Origin of the sequence: Acidiferrimicrobium sp. IK (assembly GCF_025499425.1) — a bacterium.
Lineage (GTDB): Bacteria > Actinomycetota > Acidimicrobiia > Acidimicrobiales > Palsa-688 > Acidiferrimicrobium.
This window is the reverse complement of sequence record NZ_JAIMCB010000016.1, coordinates 20,099-37,833: the sequence shown is the minus strand read 5'-3', so window position 1 is coordinate 37,833 and position 17,735 is coordinate 20,099. Positions and strand designations below refer to the sequence as shown.

The 17,735-nt window shown below is 72.9% G+C and carries 15 protein-coding genes; 9 read left to right on the top strand and 6 right to left on the bottom strand.

Annotated features, from left to right (window positions below):
* The first annotated feature begins 72 nt into the window (after positions 1-72).
* Genes K6U06_RS20795 through K6U06_RS20785 form a run of 3 tightly spaced genes read left to right on the top strand, consistent with a single transcriptional unit; the run spans position 73 to position 2,750 of the window.
* Positions 73-1,482, top strand: coding sequence for a ferredoxin reductase family protein (locus K6U06_RS20795; RefSeq protein WP_262323894.1), 1,410 nt, complete (start codon positions 73-75; stop codon positions 1,480-1,482).
* 27 nt (positions 1,483-1,509) lie between these two features.
* Positions 1,510-1,989 (top strand): FMN-binding protein, encoded by a 480-nt coding sequence (locus K6U06_RS20790; RefSeq protein ID WP_262323893.1) that lies wholly within the window; start codon positions 1,510-1,512, stop codon positions 1,987-1,989.
* Complete coding sequence (locus K6U06_RS20785; RefSeq protein ID WP_262323892.1) at positions 1,986-2,750, top strand: FAD:protein FMN transferase; 765 nt, start codon at positions 1,986-1,988, stop codon at positions 2,748-2,750. Before K6U06_RS20790 ends, K6U06_RS20785 begins: the two co-directional genes overlap by 4 nt.
* 36 nt (positions 2,751-2,786) lie before the next feature.
* On the opposite strand, the gene K6U06_RS20780 is transcribed toward K6U06_RS20785, so the two are convergent.
* The 3 genes from K6U06_RS20780 to K6U06_RS20760 are packed head-to-tail and all read right to left on the bottom strand — an operon-like array spanning position 2,787 to position 8,199.
* Entirely contained in the window at positions 2,787-3,374 is a 588-nt protein-coding gene (locus K6U06_RS20780; RefSeq protein WP_262323891.1) for a TetR/AcrR family transcriptional regulator, read from the bottom strand.
* Entirely contained in the window at positions 3,371-6,583 is a 3,213-nt protein-coding gene (locus tag K6U06_RS24545; protein ID WP_316044739.1) for an acetyl-CoA carboxylase family protein, read from the bottom strand. The genes K6U06_RS20780 and K6U06_RS24545 overlap by 4 nt, the downstream gene beginning before the upstream one ends.
* Positions 6,580-8,199 (bottom strand): AMP-binding protein, encoded by a 1,620-nt coding sequence (locus K6U06_RS20760; RefSeq protein ID WP_262323890.1) that lies wholly within the window; start codon positions 8,197-8,199, stop codon positions 6,580-6,582. Before K6U06_RS20760 ends, K6U06_RS24545 begins: the two co-directional genes overlap by 4 nt.
* Before the next feature lie 123 nt (positions 8,200-8,322).
* On the opposite strand from K6U06_RS20760, the gene K6U06_RS20755 reads away from it, so the two are divergent.
* The 6 genes from K6U06_RS20755 to K6U06_RS20730 are packed head-to-tail and all read left to right on the top strand — an operon-like array spanning position 8,323 to position 14,497.
* Positions 8,323-8,769 (top strand): GatB/YqeY domain-containing protein, encoded by a 447-nt coding sequence (locus K6U06_RS20755; RefSeq protein ID WP_262323889.1) that lies wholly within the window; start codon positions 8,323-8,325, stop codon positions 8,767-8,769.
* Positions 8,770-8,827: 58 nt separating this feature from the next.
* The gene (locus K6U06_RS20750) at positions 8,828-10,372 is read left to right on the top strand and encodes an adenylate/guanylate cyclase domain-containing protein (protein WP_262323888.1); all 1,545 of its coding nucleotides are present in this window, start codon (positions 8,828-8,830) and stop codon (positions 10,370-10,372) included.
* Positions 10,365-11,096, top strand: a complete 732-nt coding sequence (locus K6U06_RS20745; RefSeq protein ID WP_262323887.1) for a TetR/AcrR family transcriptional regulator — start codon at positions 10,365-10,367, stop codon at positions 11,094-11,096. Before K6U06_RS20750 ends, K6U06_RS20745 begins: the two co-directional genes overlap by 8 nt.
* Positions 11,097-11,131: 35 nt before the next feature.
* The gene (locus K6U06_RS20740; protein WP_262323886.1) at positions 11,132-12,391 is read left to right on the top strand and encodes a cytochrome P450; all 1,260 of its coding nucleotides are present in this window, start codon (positions 11,132-11,134) and stop codon (positions 12,389-12,391) included.
* On the top strand, positions 12,388-13,389 hold the full coding sequence (locus K6U06_RS20735; protein WP_262323885.1) for a hypothetical protein: 1,002 nt from the start codon (positions 12,388-12,390) through the stop codon (positions 13,387-13,389). Before K6U06_RS20740 ends, K6U06_RS20735 begins: the two co-directional genes overlap by 4 nt.
* Positions 13,390-13,429: 40 nt before the next feature.
* Complete coding sequence (locus K6U06_RS20730; protein WP_262323884.1) at positions 13,430-14,497, top strand: ecdysteroid 22-kinase family protein; 1,068 nt, start codon at positions 13,430-13,432, stop codon at positions 14,495-14,497.
* Between the two features lie 17 nt (positions 14,498-14,514).
* Here K6U06_RS20730 and K6U06_RS20725 read toward each other — a convergent pair whose 3' ends face one another.
* The 3 genes from K6U06_RS20725 to K6U06_RS20715 all read right to left on the bottom strand — a co-directional run bounded on the left by K6U06_RS20725 (position 14,515) and on the right by K6U06_RS20715 (position 17,689).
* Complete coding sequence (locus tag K6U06_RS20725) at positions 14,515-15,324, bottom strand: dienelactone hydrolase family protein (protein ID WP_262323883.1); 810 nt, start codon at positions 15,322-15,324, stop codon at positions 14,515-14,517.
* A gap of 43 nt (positions 15,325-15,367) precedes the next feature.
* Positions 15,368-16,870, bottom strand: a complete 1,503-nt coding sequence (locus tag K6U06_RS20720) for an AAA family ATPase (protein ID WP_262323882.1) — start codon at positions 16,868-16,870, stop codon at positions 15,368-15,370.
* A gap of 75 nt (positions 16,871-16,945) precedes the next feature.
* A complete protein-coding gene (locus K6U06_RS20715; RefSeq protein WP_262323881.1) occupies positions 16,946-17,689 on the bottom strand; it encodes an SDR family NAD(P)-dependent oxidoreductase in 744 nt (247 codons plus the stop codon).
* Between the last annotated feature and the right edge of the window lie 46 nt (positions 17,690-17,735).

Genomic DNA, 17,735 nt, shown 5'->3' with positions numbered 1-17,735 from the left:
CGGCTGACATTCCAAGGGAACTCGGAGCCTGGTTTCAGGGTCCGCTCACCTGCGTCCTCCATCGTGGCCGGCATGTCGTTGCACACCCTCGACGCGGCCGCCGGTGATGTGGCCGCTCCCGCCGCCGGCGCCCCGGCCTCCGGCGCCCCCACCCGGCGCCGGCACCGACCCCGGCGGTGGGTGCCTGACGTCGCGGCGGTCGCGACCGGCCTCGGGCTCGGGGCGTCGGTCGCGTGGCCGATCAGCCAGACCACCGGGGCCGCGTTGCGCTCGCCAGGCGGCGTGGCGACCGTGCTCGGCGACGCCACCGCGATGGCCGGGACCTACCTGCTGCTGATCATGGTCCTGCTGGCGGCCCGCCTGCCGGCGTTGGAGGCCGCGCTCGGCCAGGACCGGTTGATCCGGTGGCATCGCCGGACGTCCTCGGCGCCGCTGCTGCTGCTCGGCGCCCACGGCGTGCTGACCACGCTCGGCTACGCCCAAGCCGGCCGGCTCGGGTTTTGGAACGAAGCCGGGTCGCTGATCACCACGATGGGATGGATCTTCGCCTCGGTGGTCGCCTACGCCATGATCGTCGGGATCGCCGGGATCTCGATCCGGGCGGTGCGCCGCCGGGTCGACTACGACACCTGGTGGGTCATCCACCTCTACACCTACCTGGCTCTGGCGTTCTCGGTTCCCCACCAGATCTTCGACGGTACGACCCTCGTCGGGCATCCCCTGGCCAAGGGCGCGTGGATCGTCCTCTGGCTGTCCACCGCCGGGGTGGTGGTCGCCTTCCGGATCGGCATGCCGGTCGTGAGGACCCTCCGCCACCAGCTGCACGTCGTCGACATCCGCCCGGAGGGTGCCGACGTGTGGTCGCTGGTCGTGCGCGGCCGCCACCTCGAGCGCCTAGCGGTCGCCGGGGGTCAGTACTTCGCCTGGCGGTTCTTGACCACCGGCCTGTGGTGGCACGCCCACCCCTTCTCGCTGTCGGCGATGCCGTCGCCGCCATACCTGCGGGTCACGATCAAAGTCACCGGCGACGCGACCGCCCAGATCAGCCGGCTGCGGCCAGGGACCAGGATCGCCATCGAAGGCCCCTACGGGGCGTTCACCGACCATGCCCGCACCCGGGCGAAGGTGGCGCTGGTCGGTGCCGGCGTCGGCATCACCCCGCTGCGAGCGCTGCTCGAGGACCTTCCCCCCGACGTCGACGTGGTCGTCGTCCAGCGGGCATCCGACGAGCGGGAGCTGATCCACCACAGCGAGATCGAGGCGATGGTGGCCGCCCGCCGGGGCCGGATGGTCACCTTGGCGGGCTCCCGCCGCCGGCACCGTCTGGACGACCCGGCCCACCTGCGCCGGGCGGTCCCCGACCTGAGCGGGCGCGACCTGTTTGTGTGCGGACCCGACGACTTCAGCGCCGGGGTGGTCGCCGCCGCCACCGCCCTCGGCGTCCCCCGCCGCGCCATCCACTGCGAATCATTCGCGTCCTGACCGCCCCCTACATCCTCGAGGACCACCATGCGCCGTTACCCCCTAGTGATCGCCGGTACCGTCGCGGGGACCGCCGCGGTCCTCGCGTTCCCCGTCCACAAACCGGCCCTGACGATCTCCTCCGCGTCGGCCACCACCTCGACCGCCGGCGGGTCGGCGGCCGGCTCTGCCACACCGACCACCACACCGTCTGCTGCCGCACCGTCTACTGCTGCACCGTCGAGCGCCACCCGCGGCGCCACCGGCACCGACGAGCAGTTCCGCTACGGGGACATCGCGGTCAAGGTGACGGTGCAGGGCACCAAGATCACCAACGTCGGCATCGCCACGATCAGCGAGACCGACGGCCGCTCCCAGAGCATCGACAGCTACGCGGTGCCCCAACTCGAGCAGCAGGTCATCAACGCCGGATCGGCCAACATCAACGGCGTGTCGGGGGCGACCTACACCTCCCAAGCGTTCTACGACTCCCTCACCTCCGCGCTGAAAAAGCTCGGCATATCGTGATCACCGGGTCCGGCACCGCCGCCCACCTCGAGGCGGTGATGGGCACGATCGTCGCCATCACCAGCCCCGACCCGCTGCCCGACGCCGCGATCGCCGCCGCGGTCAGCGTCTTGCACGAGGCCGACCGGGTCTTTTCCACCTGGAACCCGGACAGCCCGATGTCCAAGCTGCGCTCCGGCCGGGCGACCATGGACGACCTCGCGGCGCCCGACGCCGCCCACGTATCGGTGGTCCTCGAACGCTGCGCCCTGGCCAAGCAGCTCACCGGCGGCGCGTTCGACCCGTGGTCGCTCCCCGGGGGAGTCGACCCCACCGGGCTGGTCAAAGGGTGGGCGGCGGCGCGGGCGGTCGGCGCCCTCACCGCGGCCGGCGCCACCAACGTGATGGTCAACGCCGGCGGCGACATCGCAGTCGCCGGGCACGGCGGGACCGGGCCGTGGCGGGCCGGGATCCGCCACCCAGCCCAGCCCCAAGCCCTCTGCGCGGTCGTCGAGGTCACCGACGCCGTCGCCACCTCAGGCGACTACGAGCGCCCCGGCCAGCTCATCGACCCCGCCACCGGGCGCACCGCCCGCGCCGCGGCGTCCGCGACGGTGACCGGCCCCGACCTCGACCTGGCCGACGCGCTGGCGACGGGCCTCGCGGTCGCCGGGCGGCCCCTGCTCGAAGCCATCGATCGTCTCCCCGGCTACGAGGGCTATCTCATCACCGACGACCTCCGCCACTACGCCACGCCGGGGATGGCCTTCACCGCCCCCTGACAACCTCGAAGCTGGAGCTGTCGGACCGGCCGCCGCTCACAGGCCGAGCAGGGTCCGGTGCAGCGCGGCCAGATGGCCGGCCAGCTCCCCTCGGCGGTCCGGGCGGGCCGCGATCTGCTCCGCCAGGCGCATCACCACACCGGTGACCGCCTCGGACAGGACCGGAGCGGGTACGACCGGGCGGGCCTGGCCAGCGGCGGCCAGCCGCTCGATGAACCGGGTGTGGCGCCGGTTGGCCCGGTCGTGAATCTCGTCGCGCAGCCGGCCCATCGCCGGGTCGCTGAGCGCCTGGTGGGACAAGACGGTCAGCACGCCCAGGTGGCGGACGTACGCGTCGAGGTAGCCGACGACGCCCAGGCGGGCGGTCTCCGCTGGCGTCTCGCCCGACGCCTGCTCTTGCACCGCGAGGATGTCGTCGCGCACCGACTCGGCCACGGCCCGAAACACGTCGGCCTTCGACGCGAAGTAGGCGTACACCGTCGGGCGGGTCACGCCTGCAGCGGCGGCCAGGTCGGCCATAGTCGTCTGGCTGTAGCCGAGCTTCGGGAAGACCCCCTCCGCGGCCCGGAGGATCAGCGCCGCGGTGGGGTGCGGCGGGCGCCGCGCGCCGGGCGCGGCGGTCATCGGCCGGCGGCGAGGGCCCGGGCGATGACCGACCGGGTGGCGGCCGGGTCGATCACGTCGTCGATCTCGAACGCGGCGGCCGCCGACAGCCCCTTACCCCGGTCGTAGGCGTCGGCGACCAGCTGCTCGTAACGGGCCTGGCGCTCGGCGGGGTCGTCGATGGCCTCCAGCTCCTTGCGGTAACCGAGGCGGACGCCGCCCTCGAGGCCCATCCCGCCGAACTCGCCGGTCGGCCAGCTGACGGTGAGCAGCGGCGCCTTCAAATCGCCGCCGGCCATGGCCATGGCCCCCAGCCCGTACCCCTTGCGCAGGACCACCGTCACCATCGGGGAGCGGGTCCGGCTCCCGGCGACGAACATCGCCCCGAAGCGGCGGACCGTCGCGGTGCGCTCCGCGTCGGGGCCGACCATGAACCCGGGCGTGTCGCACAGAGACACGACGGGCAGGCCGTGGGCGTCGCAGAGCTGGAAGAACCGGGTGGCCTTGTCGGCGGCCTCGGCGTCGATGGCGCCCCCCAGGTGTTCGGGGTTGTTGGCGATCACGCCGACCGCTCGGCCTTCGATGCGGGCCAGCGCGGTGACGATCCCGGCCGCCCACCCGGACCGCAGCTCGAGCATGCTGTCCTCGTCGACCAGCGTCTCGACGACCTGGCGGATGGCGTAGGCCCGGACCCGGTTCTCCGGGACCAGGTGGCGCAGCAGCCGCTGGTCGCGGCAGCGGGAGGCGACGGTCTGCCCGGAGAAGTACTCCAGGTACCGCCGGGCCGCGTCGACGGCGGCCGCGTCGTCGCGGACCAAGACGTCGACCACCCCGTTGGCCACCTGCACGTCCATCGGGCCGACCTCGCCTGGGGCCACCACCCCGAGACCTCCGCCCTCGATCATCGCCGGGCCGCCCATCCCGAGGCTGCTGCCCTCGGTCGCGATGATCACGTCGCACACGCCGGCCAGGGCCGCGTTGCCGGCGAAGCAGTAGCCGGACACCACCGCGACGGTCGGCACCGTGCCGGCCAACCGGGACGCCATGCGGAACGTCGGCACGTCCAGCGACGCGATCGACGCGGTGTCGGTGTCACCGGGGCGCCCCCCGCCTCCCTCCGCGAAGATCACCAGAGGCAGGCCTCGCCGGGCGGCCAGGTCGAGGAGCCGGTCGGTCTTGCGGTGGTTTTGCAGGCCCTGGGTGCCGGCCAGGACCGTGTAGTCGTAGGACATCACCGCGCAGGGCCGCCCGCCGACGGTCGCGGTGCCGGCGACCAGCCCGTCGGCCGGCGTGTTGGCGATGAGGTCCGCGAGCGAACGGCGCCGGCGCTGCGCGGCTAGGGCCAGGGCACCGATCTCCAAGAAGCTGCCCGCGTCGCACAGGTCGTCGATGTTCTCCCGGGCGGTGCGCCGCCCCTTGTCGTGCCGCCTGGTGACCGCGGCCGGCCGTCCCTCGTCGAGGCCGACGCGGTGGCGCTCGATGGTCTCGGCCAGGTCGGCCCGCACGTGCCCGAGGTCGACCGCGGCCGCCGCGGTGGCGGCCCCGTCGAGCTCCGATGGCTCCAGGTGGGCGATCGCGTCGCCGGCGCTGAGGGTCTGGCCCGCGTCGGCGGCCACCAACCGGACTATGCCCGACTGCGGGGCCCGCACGAGGTGCTCCATCTTCATCGCCTCGAGCACCGCGACCGTCGCGCCCTCGGCCACCGCGTCGCCGTGCCCGACGAGGACCTCGACGACGGTCCCGCTCGTCGGCGCCGGGACCGCCACGGTCCCATCGGGGCCGCGCCGGTCAGGCGAGCCGGGCCGCGCCGGCGCGTCCGGTTCCGGCGCCGGGCGGGACCCGAACCCGTCGGCCGCCGCGACCAACGCCGGCAGGCGGTCGTCGACCCAGGTGGTGTCGACCTGAGGATCCGACAGCCCGCCGGCCGCGATGACCGCCCGGAGGAAACCGGCGTTGGTGTCGACGCCCTCGACCACCAGCTCCGCCAGCGCCCCCGCGGCGCGCTGAGCCAGGCGGTCGGCGTCCCCCGACGGGTCGGAGACGACGAGCTTGGCCAGCAGCGAGTCGTAACGGGGGCTGACCGGGTAGCCGGGGTAGGCGTGGGTGTCCACCCGGACGCCGGGGCCGCCGGGCGGTGAGAAGGCGAGCAGCACACCGGCGGAGGGAGCGAGCGTCCCGTCGGGGTGAACGGTCTCGGTGTTGACCCGCAGCTGCAGCGCGCCGCCCCGGGTGGGCGAGCCGGCCGCCAGGCCCAGCTCACCCAGCCCGGCCCCGCCGGCGACGCGAAGGCCCAGGTCCACCAGGTCGAGGCCGGTGACCTCTTCGGTGACGGTGTGTTCGACTTGGATGCGCGGGTTGACCTCGAGGAAGGCGACCTGCTCTCCGACCACGAGGAACTCGACGGTCGCCAGACCCCGGTACGACACCGCGGCGGTGACCGCCACCGCGGCGTCGTGGAGCCGCCGGCGCGTCGAGGGCGCCAGCCGCGGCGCCGGTGCCACCTCGACCAGCTTCTGGCGCCGGCGCTGGAGGCTGCAGTCGCGGTCGCCGAGGGCCACCACCGCGCCGGTGCCGTCCCCGATGACTTGCACCTCGACGTGGCGGGCGTGCCCGAGCAGCTGCTCGACGAAAACGGCGCCGTCACCGAAGGCGGCTTGGGCTTCGGAGCGGCAGCGGGCGAAGGCGTCGGGCAGGTGCTCGCGACGGGTGACCGGGCGCATCCCCCGCCCGCCGCCGCCAGCAACCGCTTTGACCATCACCGTCGCCCCCGGGCCGAGGCCGTCGAAGAACGCGGTGGCGGCGTCGAGGTCGGTCGGGCCGCTCGTCGCGGCGGCGAGCGGCAACCCGAGCGACGCGGCGTGGGCCCGGGCCCGGGTCTTGTCACCGAAGAGGGCCAGCGCTTCCGGGCTGGGCCCGACGAAGGTGACGCCGGCGTCGGCGCAGGCCGCGGCGAGCGCCGGCTGCTCGGCGAGGAACCCGTAGCCGGGGTGCAGCGCGTCGCAGCCTGTCTCCAGCGCCGCGCCGACGACCGCCTCGACGTCGAGGTAGGCCGCCGGCCCCGACCCCGGGAGGCGCACCGCCGTGTCGGCCCTCGCAACGTGAGCGCACGCCGCGTCGTCCTCGGGGGCCACCGCCACGGTCCGGATGCCCGCCAGCGCGGCGGAGCGCATGATCCGCACCGCGATCTCGGCCCGGTTGGCGACGAGGAGGCGGGAGATCGGCCCGCTCACGACCCCCTCCGCAGGACGATCCCGGCCGCTTCGCGGTCCCACACCCCGGGGCCAACGCCGCGTTCTCGCAGCGTGCGCTTAACCACCTTCTGGGTCGGGGTCTTCGGCAGGTCGTCGGCCACCTCCACGTAGCGGGGGACCATGAAGTACGGCAGCCGGTCGATGAGGAACCGGGTCAGCGCCTCGGGGTCGAGCGTCGCGCCGGGCCGGGCCACCACGACGGCTTTGATCTCGTCCTCCCCGAGCTCGGCGGGCACCGCCACCACCGCGCTCTCGTACACGTCAGGGTGCTCGTTGATGACCCGCTCGACCTCGAACGACGACACGTTCTCCCCCCGCCGGCGCAAAGCGTCTTTCATCCGGTCGGTGAAGTAGAAGCGGCCAGCGGCGTCGGTCCGGAACGCGTCGCCGGTGTGGACCCAGCCGTCGACGATCGTCGCCGCGGTCGTGTCGGGCAGGCGGTGATAGCCGGCCATGACGGTGTGCGGCACCGAGGGGCGCACCCACAGCTCGCCGATGTCGCCCGGGGCCACGTCGGTGCCGTCGCGGTCGACGAGACGCAGCTCGAAGCCGGTGCGGGGAAACCCGGCCTCGCCGCCGACGAGGGTGTCTGGCGGACCCGACAGCACCGCGCCGATCTCGCTCATCCCGTACACCGCGGCCAGCTGGACGTCGAAGCGACGCCGGAAGCCGTCGACGTCGCTGGCCAGGGGGGCCATGACTGCCAGCTGCAGCGGGTTGTCAGCGTCGTCGGGGCGGCGAGGTGCCTGCTGCAACAGCTCGGCCATCGCTCCCAGCATGACGGTGACGGTAATGCCCTGCCGGCGCACGACGTCCCAGAAGCGGGTCACCGAGAACGCCGGCTCCACGACGCAGCGGGCCCGGTGGATGAGCGCCTGGTACACGCCGTACCACTGGCCGGCGAGGTGGAAGATCGGCAGGGTGACCAGGATCCGGTCGCCGGGTACAGGGCGGGACTCGTCCTCCCTCGAGGCGTAGGTGTAGGCGTGGGCGTGGGGGACGAGCACCCCCTTCGAAGGCCCTGTGGTCCCCGATGTGTACATGTAGGCCATGAGGTCCGACGGGGCCAGCGCCACGGGATCCAGCGCCGGGCCGGACTCCAGCTCGGCGAAGGGCACCACCCGGAACCGCCCGGTGAGCGCCCGGTCCGCGGCGCCGGCGTCGCCCCTCACCGCCACCGTGCGCAGCCCTTCGAGATCGGGGGCCACCGCCGCCAGCCGGTCCAAGTAGCGGTCGTCGGCGACGAGCACCTCGACGCCGGAGTCGTTGAGGATGTGGGACAAGAACCGGCCCTTGTACGCGGTGTTGACCGGCACCTCGACCATGCCGCCCAGGCTCAACCCGGAGAAGGCGTGCACGAAGTCCAGCGAGTTGTCGAGCATCAGCGCCGCCGGCTGGCCCCGGTCGACGCCCAGGCCCCGCAACCCCCCTCCCAGCCGGCGGGCCCGCTCGAAGCTGCTCGCCCAGGTCCACGACCCGCCGCCCTCCTCGAGCTGGGCGACGTCGTCGGGACGCTCGGAGAGGGCTCGCTCGTAGGCCGCGCTGAACGTGCGCTGCTCCACAGGCGGCAGCCCGGCGGGGGTGGTGGCGGTCACAGCCAGACTTTACGCGCGTGTAAAGCGCCCGGGCCGCCGGGGCGCTGCTCCGTACTCTGGACCAGGGAGCCCCGGCGCCCGGCGCGCCATCCACCGGCACCCACTCGGCCCAAGGAGCTGGACATGCTCGAGCATCAACTTCGCGACGACCTGACCGCAGCGATGAAGGCGCAGGACAAGCTGCGCATGTCGACCCTGCGCTCGCTGCGGGCCGCGATCATCAACGCCCAGGTCGCCGGCGCCCAAAAGCGCACGCTCACCGACGAGGAGGTGACCGCCCTGCTGCAGTCGGAGCTGAAGAAGCGGGCCGAGGCGGCGGAGGCGTTCGACCTGGGGCAGCGTCCGGAGCGGGCCGCGTCGGAGCGGGCGGAGGCCGAGATCATATCCTCCTACCTCCCCCAGGCCCTGAGCGACGACCAGCTCGACGCCCTCGTCGCCAGGGTCGTCGAGGCCGGCGGCTACCACGGCAAGGCCGACATGGGCGCGGCGATGCGCGACGCCAAGGCCGAGGCCGCCGGACGCGCCGACGGCCGCAAGCTGGCCGAGCTGGTCCAGGCCCACCTGGCGTAGGCGTCCGGCGTCGGGCCCCCTGGCGGCGCCTGCTGCTCCCAGGCGCAATACTGCTGCGGTGGTCGTCCTGGGCCGGGTGCTCGAGCGTGCAGGCCGGCTCGGCGACGTCACCGACGGGACGCGGGGCCGGCGGGTCCAGGTGGTGCTCACGGGGTCGCTGCTCGCGGCCAACGCCGTCGGAGCGCTGGTCGTCGCCGGCTTGGCGCTTTTCGTGATCCCCGGGCCGACGGTGTTCTCTGGGCCGGCGGCGCCGGTCACGTTCGGGATCCTCCCCCTCTACGTGATCCTGGCTCTCCTCGGCGGTGCGATCGTCGGCACCCGCGCCGCCGTGCGGTCCTTGGAGTGGGTCCGCGAGGGGCGACCGCCGACCTTCCCCGAAGCCAGCGCGATGTTCGCGGTCCCGGCCCGGCTGGTGCTGGTCCAAGCCGGGCTGTGGGCCGGTGCCGCCGCCCTCTTCAGCGGGCTCTACGGCTCGATCGACAGCCGCAACCTGCCACGGGTGGCGTTCCCGGTCGCGTTCGGTGGCCTGATCGTGTGCGCCAACGCCCTGTTGCTGACCGAGATGGCCCTGCGGCCGGTGGCCGCAGAGGCGCTGGCGGTGCGCGCCCCGGACCGCCGGGCCGGGGTGCGGGGCCGGACGCTGCTCAACTGGGCCCTCGGCTCCGGGCTCCCGGTGGTGGGCGTGATCACCGTCGCCCTCTACGCCCTGACCCGCCGCGACATCACCGTCACCCGGCTGGCGGTGACGGTCGTATGCCTCGGCGCGGTGACCTTGGTGTTCGGTTTCCTCCTCATGCTCCTTGTCAGCGAAGCCACCATCGCCCCGATCCGAGCCGTTCGCGAGGGGATGGCGGCGATCGGGGCCGGGGACTTCGCGGCGGCGGTGACCGTCGACGACGGCACGGAGCTGGGCGAGCTGCAAGCCGGGTTCAACCGGATGGCCGCCGGCCTTAGGGAACGCAACCGGGTCAGGGACCTCTTCGGCCGCCACGTCGGCGCCGCGGTGGCAGCCGCCGCCCTCGAGACCGTGCCCGAGCTGGGCGGAGAGGAACGCTACGTCGCCGTGCTGTTCATCGACGTCGTCGGCTCCACCCAGATGGCCGACGCCCGCCCCCCGAGCGAAGTGGTCGGGCTCCTCAACCGGTTCTTCGCGGTGATCGTGGACGAGGTGGAGGCGCGCAGCGGGATCATCAACAAGTTCATCGGCGACGCCGCGATGGCGGTGTTCGGGGCGCCCGTGCCGGCCGCCGACCCGGCGTCCGCGGCGCTGGCCGCCGCCCGCGCCGTCGTCGCCCGCCTGCAGCGGGAGGTCCCCGACGTGGCGGTCGGCGCGGCGGTGTCCGCGGGGATCGCGGTGGCCGGCAACATCGGGGCCCAGGAACGCTTCGAGTACACCGTCATCGGGGACCCGGTCAACGAGGCGGCCCGGCTGAGCGAGCTGGCCAAGACCACCGGGGGTCTGGTGGCCAGCGGCCGGGCCGTCGCCGACGCCGACCCCGACGAGCGCGGCCGGTGGCGCCACGTCAGCGACGTCGTCCTCCGAGGCCGCAGCCAGGAGACCGGCGTGTACCAGCCGGGCCGTGCGGTCGAAGCCGATGCCTGAGGCGGCCGCCGGCGCGGCGGCGGTCGGCAGCGCCCCGTGGTGGGTCGATCATCAGGCCCGGCTGGCCCGGCGCAAACCCCGTCCCGACGGGCTCACCGTCGAACGGGTCCTCGACGCGGCCCTCCGCGTGGTGGACACCGAAGGCCTCGAGTCGCTCACCATGCGCCGCTTGGCGGAGGCCCTCGGCACCGCCACCGCGTCGCTTTACCGTCACGTCGCGAGCCGCGAGGCGCTGCTCGTGTTGATGGTGGACCGGCTCCTCGGCGAGGTCCGCCTGCCGCCCGACGGGCTGAGCGGGCGACGGCAGGTCGAGTGGTTGGCCCACGAGCTGAGGGCGGTCCTGCTGTCGCACGCGTCGCTGCTCCCCGCCGTGACCGCGTCGCCGGTGGTAGGGCCCAACGCCATGCGGGGCGCCGACCGGGGCCTCGAGGGTTTCTTGGCCATGGGACTCGACGGCCGGCGCACGGTGTCGGCGTACCTGGCGCTGGTCGACTACGTGTTCGGCACCGTCTACTTCGACACCGGGCCGGGCCCGACCGGCGGGCGGCACAACCCGGGGCTGATCGACGTCGCCGTCGCCGAGGGCTACCCGACGTTGTGGGCCCGCCGCCACGAGATGGCGGCCGTGTCGGAAGACGAGGTCTTCGCGTTCGGGCTGGCCGCGTTCCTCGACGGCCTGACCTCCCGGCCCTCGCCCCTACACGCGAACGATGGTCGCTTATAGTTCGGGCAGGTCCGACGCGCACGGGGAGCGACCGCATGACCATCACCGACCATTCCACCGAAGCCGCCGAGCTGCTGAGCGCGCCCGAGCCGTGGGCCGACATGGACCGCTGGCACGAGCGGATGCGGGAGATCCGCCGGGACACCCCCGTCGTCGCGGTCCAAGCCGACGGGTTCGCACCGTTTTTGGCCGTGTTGCGCTACGCGGATGTGTACGCGGTCGAGCGCGACAGCGACCTGTGGCACAACACGGAGCGGTCCGTGCTCCAGCCCGAGGAGGAGATCCGCCGGATGGTGGACGCCGGCCTCCCCATGCCCCGCACGTTGGTGCACCTCGACGGCGTCGACCACCGCGACCACCGCCAGGTGGCCAACGACTGGTTCAAGCCGGCGTCGGTCCGCCACCGCCAGCCGCGCATCGACGCCATCGCCGACCTCTTCATCAACCGGATGCGCGACCTCGGCGGTCGCTGCGATTTCGCCAAAGACATCGCCCAGCCCTTCACCCTTCGGGTGATCATGGACATCTTCGGGGTCCCCGAAAGCGACGAAGCGATGATGCTCGAACTGACGCAGGGGTTGTTCGGTGCCGGCGACCCCGAGTTCCTGGGAGACGCCGCCGACCCCGGAGCCGCGGTCATCAACTCCATCATGAAGTTCATCGAATACTTCAATGCCATCACCGCCGACCGCCAGCAATGCCCCACCGAGGACCTGGCGACGGTGATCGCCAACGGGCAGCCCGGCGGGTGCCCGATGGGCGAGGCCGAACGGCTCTGGTACTACATCATCGTCGCTACCGCCGGCCACGACACCACCTCCTTCGGGCTGTCGGGGGGGATGGAGGCGTTGCTGCGAGACCCTGACCAGCTGTGGGCCATCCGCGCCGACCCGTCCCTCGCTGCCAACGCCGCGGAGGAAGCCATCCGCTGGACCAGCCCGGTCCGCCACTTCATGCGCTACGCCACCCGCCCGACTGAGGTCGCCGGCGTCCCGGTCGGGGAGGGGGAGCGGATCATGCTCTCCTACCCGAGCGCCAACCGCGACGAGGCGGTCTTCGACGACCCGGACCGCTTCGACATCCGCCGGTCCAACGCCGACCGGCTGATCAGCTTCGGTGGCGGTTCGCACTTCTGCCTGGGCGCCCAGTTCGCCCGCCGGGAGATCCGCACCATGCTCGCCCGGCTGTCAGCGGAGCTGGAGAGCATCGAGCCCGACGGCCCCGCCGAGTGGGCGGCCTCCAACTTCGTGTCCGGAGTGAAGCACCTCCCCGTCCGCTACCGCTTCGCCCGATGACCCGCCCAGGACCGCTCGACGAGCTGTTCGTCCACCAGACCCCCCAGCTGCTGGGCCAGGTCGAGCCGCACCACCCGTACTGGCGGGAGAGCTACTTCTTCGACCTGCACCGGCCGGACGCCGCGGGCGACGTGGTGTTCTTCACCCTGGCCCGCTACCCGGCCGCGCAGAAAATGGACTCGCTGCAGATGGGCCGCGTCGCTGGCGAGTCGGTCCTCGGGCTGCTCGAGCGCCCCTACGGCGGGGACGCTCACACCACCGATGTCGGCGCGGCGCGCGTCGAGGTCGTCACGCCCTTCGAGGAGCTGCGGTTGTGGGCCGACCCGGCCGTCGCGGCGATCGGCTTGGACGTGACGTTCCGGGCCCGCACCGAGCCCTACGCCCTCAGGCGGGGCACGATGCGCGCCGGCGACGAGATCGTCTGGGACCAGAGCCACATCCTCCAATCCGGGACCTACACCGGGACCTACACCGCTGCGGGCGTCACCTACGACATCGACGGCTGGGTCGGCCAGCGGGACCACTCGTGGGGGATCAGAGACCACGGGCGCTGCCCCCTCTGGATGTGGCTGCAACTCCAGTTCGACGACGGGTTCCTCGGGGTGTGGCACTGGGAGCTGCCCGACGGCGCCCGGGTGTACACCGACGGGTGCTGGGCGCCGGCGGACCGCTCCGAGCCGATCCCGGTGGTCGACTTCCGCCACGACCTGGCCTGGCGGGGCGCGGACGGCGCAGCGGTCGGGTACGGCACCGGCGGGGAGGCGGTGGCCGGCCTCGGCGGGTCGTGCACCTTCACCCTGCGGGGCGGGCAGTCCATCACCGTCGAGGCGGCCGGACGCTTCGACCGGCCCTACGAGCCGTTCCACCGGGGTGGGCTGTCGCAGATGCGGGTCCGGGCCGACGACGGCCGGGAGGGCAGCGCCATCTACGAGATCACCGGCGCCCGCCACCACCGCTACTTCCCCGACACGGTCGTCGAGGGGATCCTGCCGTCCTGACCGGCGCTGCCGGTCGGTTGCTTGCTTCCAGGGGGGAAGAATGACCACTACCGCTGCTGACCTGACACCCGAATACCTCACCGCTGCTCTGCGCGACCACCTGCGAGGGGCCTCGGTGGTAGCGGTCACCACCGAGGTGGTCGGCGCCGGCCAGATGGGCGACTGCGTCCGGGTGACGCCCGACTACGACCGTCCCGGCGCCGGCCCGGCGACGCTCGTGGCCAAGCTGCCGTCGACCGATGCGACAAGCCGGGCCACCGCGGCGGCGCTGCGAGCCTATGAGATCGAAGTCAATTTCTACCGGGAGCTGCACGCCGGCCTGCAGGTGCGGGCGCCGCGCTGTTACCACGCGGCGATCGACGTGGAGACCTCCGACTTCACGCTGCTGCTCGAGGACGTGGCCCCGGCCCGGCAAGGCGACCAGCTCGCCGGCTGCACCCCCGACGAGGCGGCCGCCGCGGTGGCGGAGCTCCCCGGTCTGCACGCGCCCCGCTGGGGAGACGACCGCCTGGCCAAGCTGGACTGGCTGCACCGCAACACCGTCGAGGCCAAGGGGACCATCCCCGAGCTGGTGCGCAGCCTGTGGCCGGGGTTCGTCGAGCGTTACGCCGAGCGGATGGACCCCGAGATCCTCGCCGTCGCCGAGCGGCTCATCGACCAGCTCCACGTCTACGACGGCAACCGGCCCGGGCCGTGGACGGTCACCCACGGTGACTACCGGCTCGACAATCTGCTTTTCACCGATGCCACCGACCGGCCCGGAGGGGGGCGCCCGGTGGTCGTCGACTGGCAGACCGCGGTGTACGGCCCCGGTGTCAGCGACCTCAGCTACTTCCTCGGCAGCGGCCTGCTCCCAGGCGAGCGGGCGGCTCACGAGGCCGACCTGGTCCGCAGCTACCACCAGGCCATGCGGGCGGCCGGCGTCGACCTGGGGTGGGAGGACCTTTGGGCCCAGTACCGTCGCTACTCCTTCGGTGGTCTGGTCATGGCCATCGCCGCGTCGATGCTGGTGCAGCGCACGGAGCGGGGCGACGACATGTTCATGACCATGGCCCACCGCCACGGGCGCCACGCCATCGAGATGGATGCGGTCGATCTCTTGGCGTGAGCCGACCGGGCCGCCGCCTAGGGCTGTTTGCTGGCGTTGAGCCCGAGGCGCTCCTCCAGCAGGGCGAGCACCTGGTGGAGGGCGGCCTTGGTGGGGGAGCCGTCCTCGTCGACCAGGTGCTCGGTCAGCACCGAGTGGGCGTTTCGGGGGTGGCCGTACCGGTTGCCGGGCGACGAGTCGATCTCGACGGCCACGAAGCGGTCGCCGAGGGTCCGGCGCAGGGTGTCGAAGCGGGGCTCCCGGCAGGCCATGTCACCGGTGAAGCGCAGCCCGAGGACGGTGGTGCCGTCGCGCTCGGCTCTGGCCTTGAGCGTCGCGACGTCACCCTCCGAGACCGCGACCGCGCCCTGACGGGCCTTGCCCAACGGGAACGGCAGCGAAGGCTGGCTCAGCACTGGGGCCACGACGATGTCGTCGACGGCCATCGCCAGCGCGTAGTTGCCGGTGAAGCACATGCCAACGACGCCGATCCCCGGGCCGCCGCAGCGCCGGTGCTCGGCCGCGCCGAGGGCCCGCAACCACCCGGTGACCGGCCCGACGGAGCCCGTCGCCAGGCACGAGAACTCCCGGGACACGCACACCTGCGCCAGGCTCTTGAGCGCGTACCCGGCCGACGGGGGCTTGCCCGGCTCGCCGAAAAGGTGGGGCATGACGATCGACGCGCCGAGGGCCCGGACCCGGCCGGCGAAGTCGAGCACCTTCGGGGTGATGCCGGGGATCTCGGCGATGACGACGACCGCGGGACCGTCGCCGCTGCGGTAGACGTCGTGGGTGAAACCAGCGGCGGTGAACGGCGCCACCTGGAACTCGTCGAGGGATACCGGCATCGCAGGAGTGTAAGCCCCGGCGCGGCGGCGCTCGCCGCTGCGGTCAGGGGCGAGCGAGGAGGTCCTCGCTCCAACGCGGGTACGCAACAGAACGGGCGGCGTCGACCACGGCGTCGACGGGCCCGGCGGTGTCAAGGACATGCGCCCCAGGCCAATCGTCGGCGTCGGCCCGCATGGCCGCGGCGATCTGAGGGGTGGCGTCGGAGTCGCCGGCGCCGGAGCGGCGGCGGCCCTCGATCCGTTCGTCGGCCACTCGGGGGTCGAGCCAGCAGTTGATCTGCACCAGCTCGCCGTGGGCTGCTCGCGCCGCTTCCGCTGCGGCCACGCGCTGGGGCTCGGCGGTCCACGACGCGTCCACCACGACGCTGCGACCGTGGCTGAGATGAGCGGCGGCCCGAGCGATGAGTTCCTGGTAGACCCGGTCGGTCACCTCCGGGCGGTAGAGGTCGCTGCGGTAGTCGCTGCCTCGCTTTTGGGACCCGCCGGAGAAGGCAGGGGAGTGGCGGACCTCGTCGCTGCTCAGCCGCTCCCAGCCGAGCGCCCGGGCCAGGCCAGCGGCGGTGGTGGTCTTCCCGGTGCCCGGGAGCCCGCCGACGAGGACCAGGCGAGGGCGGGCCAGCTCCAAGTGGGCGTGGCTCAACGCCAGGAGGGCGTCGGCCTGCCGGCCGGCGTCGCGGTCCCCCTGGTCGTGGCGCAAGGCCGCCACCTTGCTGCGCACCGACGCCCGGTACGCGATCCAGTGATGGGCCAGTCCCGCCGGCCAGTCGTCGCCGGTGATCTTTCGGTAGTCGGCCAGGAACCGGGCCCCGGCGGCCGGGGCGCCGATGCGTTCCAGGTCCATGGCCAAAAAAGCCACGTCGCCGAGGACATCGCCGACACGGAGGGAATCATCGAACTCCAGGCAGTCGAGTACCCGCACCCCGTCGTCGAGCACGAAGATGTCGTCGGCCAGGAGGTCGCCGTGGCCGTCGCGCACCCGTCCCCGGCGACGTCGGTCGGCGAAGGCCTCGGCGCAGCCGTCGAGGTACGCCTCGGCTTGCGCCCTCACCCGCTCCAGGGTCCCCGCCGACACCGTCCCCGACGCGCCGTGAGCGGCCAGGGCATCGAGATTCTCCCTCCAGCGGGACCGGATCGCGTCGAGGCCGCCGGGGCCGTCCTCGCGACGGTCCTCCTGCGCCCCGGCGTGCACCCCAGCCACCAAGCCAGCGACCTCCCGCAGCGGGCCGCTGGTGTCGCTCCCGGCCCGGACCAGCCGCGACAGGCGGGCGTGTTCGGGGAGGCGCCGCATGACGACCATGTACTCGCACACCTGGCCGTCCGGGCCGACCACCTCGGCCACCCCCCGGTAGACGTCGGGCGCGAACCGTTGGTTGAGCTCGACCTCCCGGTGGCAGGCACGCCTGCGCTGATCCAGCTCGGACCAGTCCAAGTAGGGCGTGGTGACGGCCTTCTTGATCTTGTAGGCGGCGTCGCCCAAGAGGACGACGGTCGAAACGTGCGTCTCGAGCAGTCCCGGCGGGTCCGGCGAGGGGGTGCCGGCGTGCATGGCTTCGACAGTAGGCCGGCGTCCGCAGGGATCGGCAGCCGGTGTCAGCCGTGCCGTAGACCAGCGAGGGCCGGTTCAGGTTGTGATGTACCCGCCGTTGATCGGGATGGTCTGGCCGGTCACCCAGGCGGCGTCGTCGCTGGCCAGCCAGACCACCGCAGCCGCTACGTCCGCCGACCGACCGAATCGGGGCACGACGTACGACGACAGCGCTTTGAGGCGCAGCCCGTCGTCGTTGTCCATGCCGTCCCTGGCCTGGGTCGCCAGCGAGAGGGTGTTGCAGGTGACGCCCTTGTTGCCGACCTCCTTGGCCAGAGAGCGCATCAGGGCGGGCCCCGCGCCTTTCGACGCGGCGTAGGCGGCCAGCTTGCGGTCACCGCCTCGCGCCGACTCCGAGCCGATCGTGATGACCCGACCCCAGCCCCGCTCGACCATCCCGCCGAGCACGGCGTAGGTGCAGTTCATCGGGCCGTACACGTTCAAGTCGATGAACGGCTTCCACGCCGAGGGGTCTTCCTGCCAGAACACCTTCATACCGAACCCGCTGAGCGGGATCCCGGCGTTGTTGACCAAGATGTCGACCGGGCCGAACCGGCCGAACGCTTCGGTGACCGCGGCGAGGTCGGTGACGTCGGCGACGACGGTATCGGCCTTCCCGCCCGCGCCGCGGATCTCTTCGACCACCGCCTCGGCTCGTTCCGCGACGATGTCGTTGACGCCGACGTAGGCGCCGGAGGTGGCGAGACGGCGCGCCGTCTCCGCTCCGACGTTCTGGCCTGCGCCGGTGATCAGCGCGCTGCGCCCGCTCAGTTCAGCCATGAGACTCCCCCAAATACGGCCCGGACCAACGGTCGGAGCGTAGCGA

What these genes read in the sequence shown, in the direction of transcription:
- K6U06_RS20715 (WP_262323881.1), bottom strand. Translation starts at nt 17,689, where the DNA reads ATGGCTGAACTGAGCGGGCGCAGCGCGCTGATCACCGGCGCAGGCCAG.
- K6U06_RS20755 (WP_262323889.1), top strand. Translation starts at nt 8,323, where the DNA reads ATGCTCGAGCATCAACTTCGCGACGACCTGACCGCAGCGATGAAGGCG.
- K6U06_RS20780 (WP_262323891.1), bottom strand. Translation starts at nt 3,374, where the DNA reads ATGACCGCCGCGCCCGGCGCGCGGCGCCCGCCGCACCCCACCGCGGCG.
- K6U06_RS20720 (WP_262323882.1), bottom strand. Translation starts at nt 16,870, where the DNA reads ATGCACGCCGGCACCCCCTCGCCGGACCCGCCGGGACTGCTCGAGACG.
- K6U06_RS20790 (WP_262323893.1), top strand. Translation starts at nt 1,510, where the DNA reads ATGCGCCGTTACCCCCTAGTGATCGCCGGTACCGTCGCGGGGACCGCC.
- K6U06_RS20735 (WP_262323885.1), top strand. Translation starts at nt 12,388, where the DNA reads ATGACCCGCCCAGGACCGCTCGACGAGCTGTTCGTCCACCAGACCCCC.
- K6U06_RS20725 (WP_262323883.1), bottom strand. Translation starts at nt 15,324, where the DNA reads ATGCCGGTATCCCTCGACGAGTTCCAGGTGGCGCCGTTCACCGCCGCT.
- K6U06_RS20745 (WP_262323887.1), top strand. Translation starts at nt 10,365, where the DNA reads ATGCCTGAGGCGGCCGCCGGCGCGGCGGCGGTCGGCAGCGCCCCGTGG.
- K6U06_RS20740 (WP_262323886.1), top strand. Translation starts at nt 11,132, where the DNA reads ATGACCATCACCGACCATTCCACCGAAGCCGCCGAGCTGCTGAGCGCG.
- K6U06_RS20730 (WP_262323884.1), top strand. Translation starts at nt 13,430, where the DNA reads ATGACCACTACCGCTGCTGACCTGACACCCGAATACCTCACCGCTGCT.
- K6U06_RS20795 (WP_262323894.1), top strand. Translation starts at nt 73, where the DNA reads ATGTCGTTGCACACCCTCGACGCGGCCGCCGGTGATGTGGCCGCTCCC.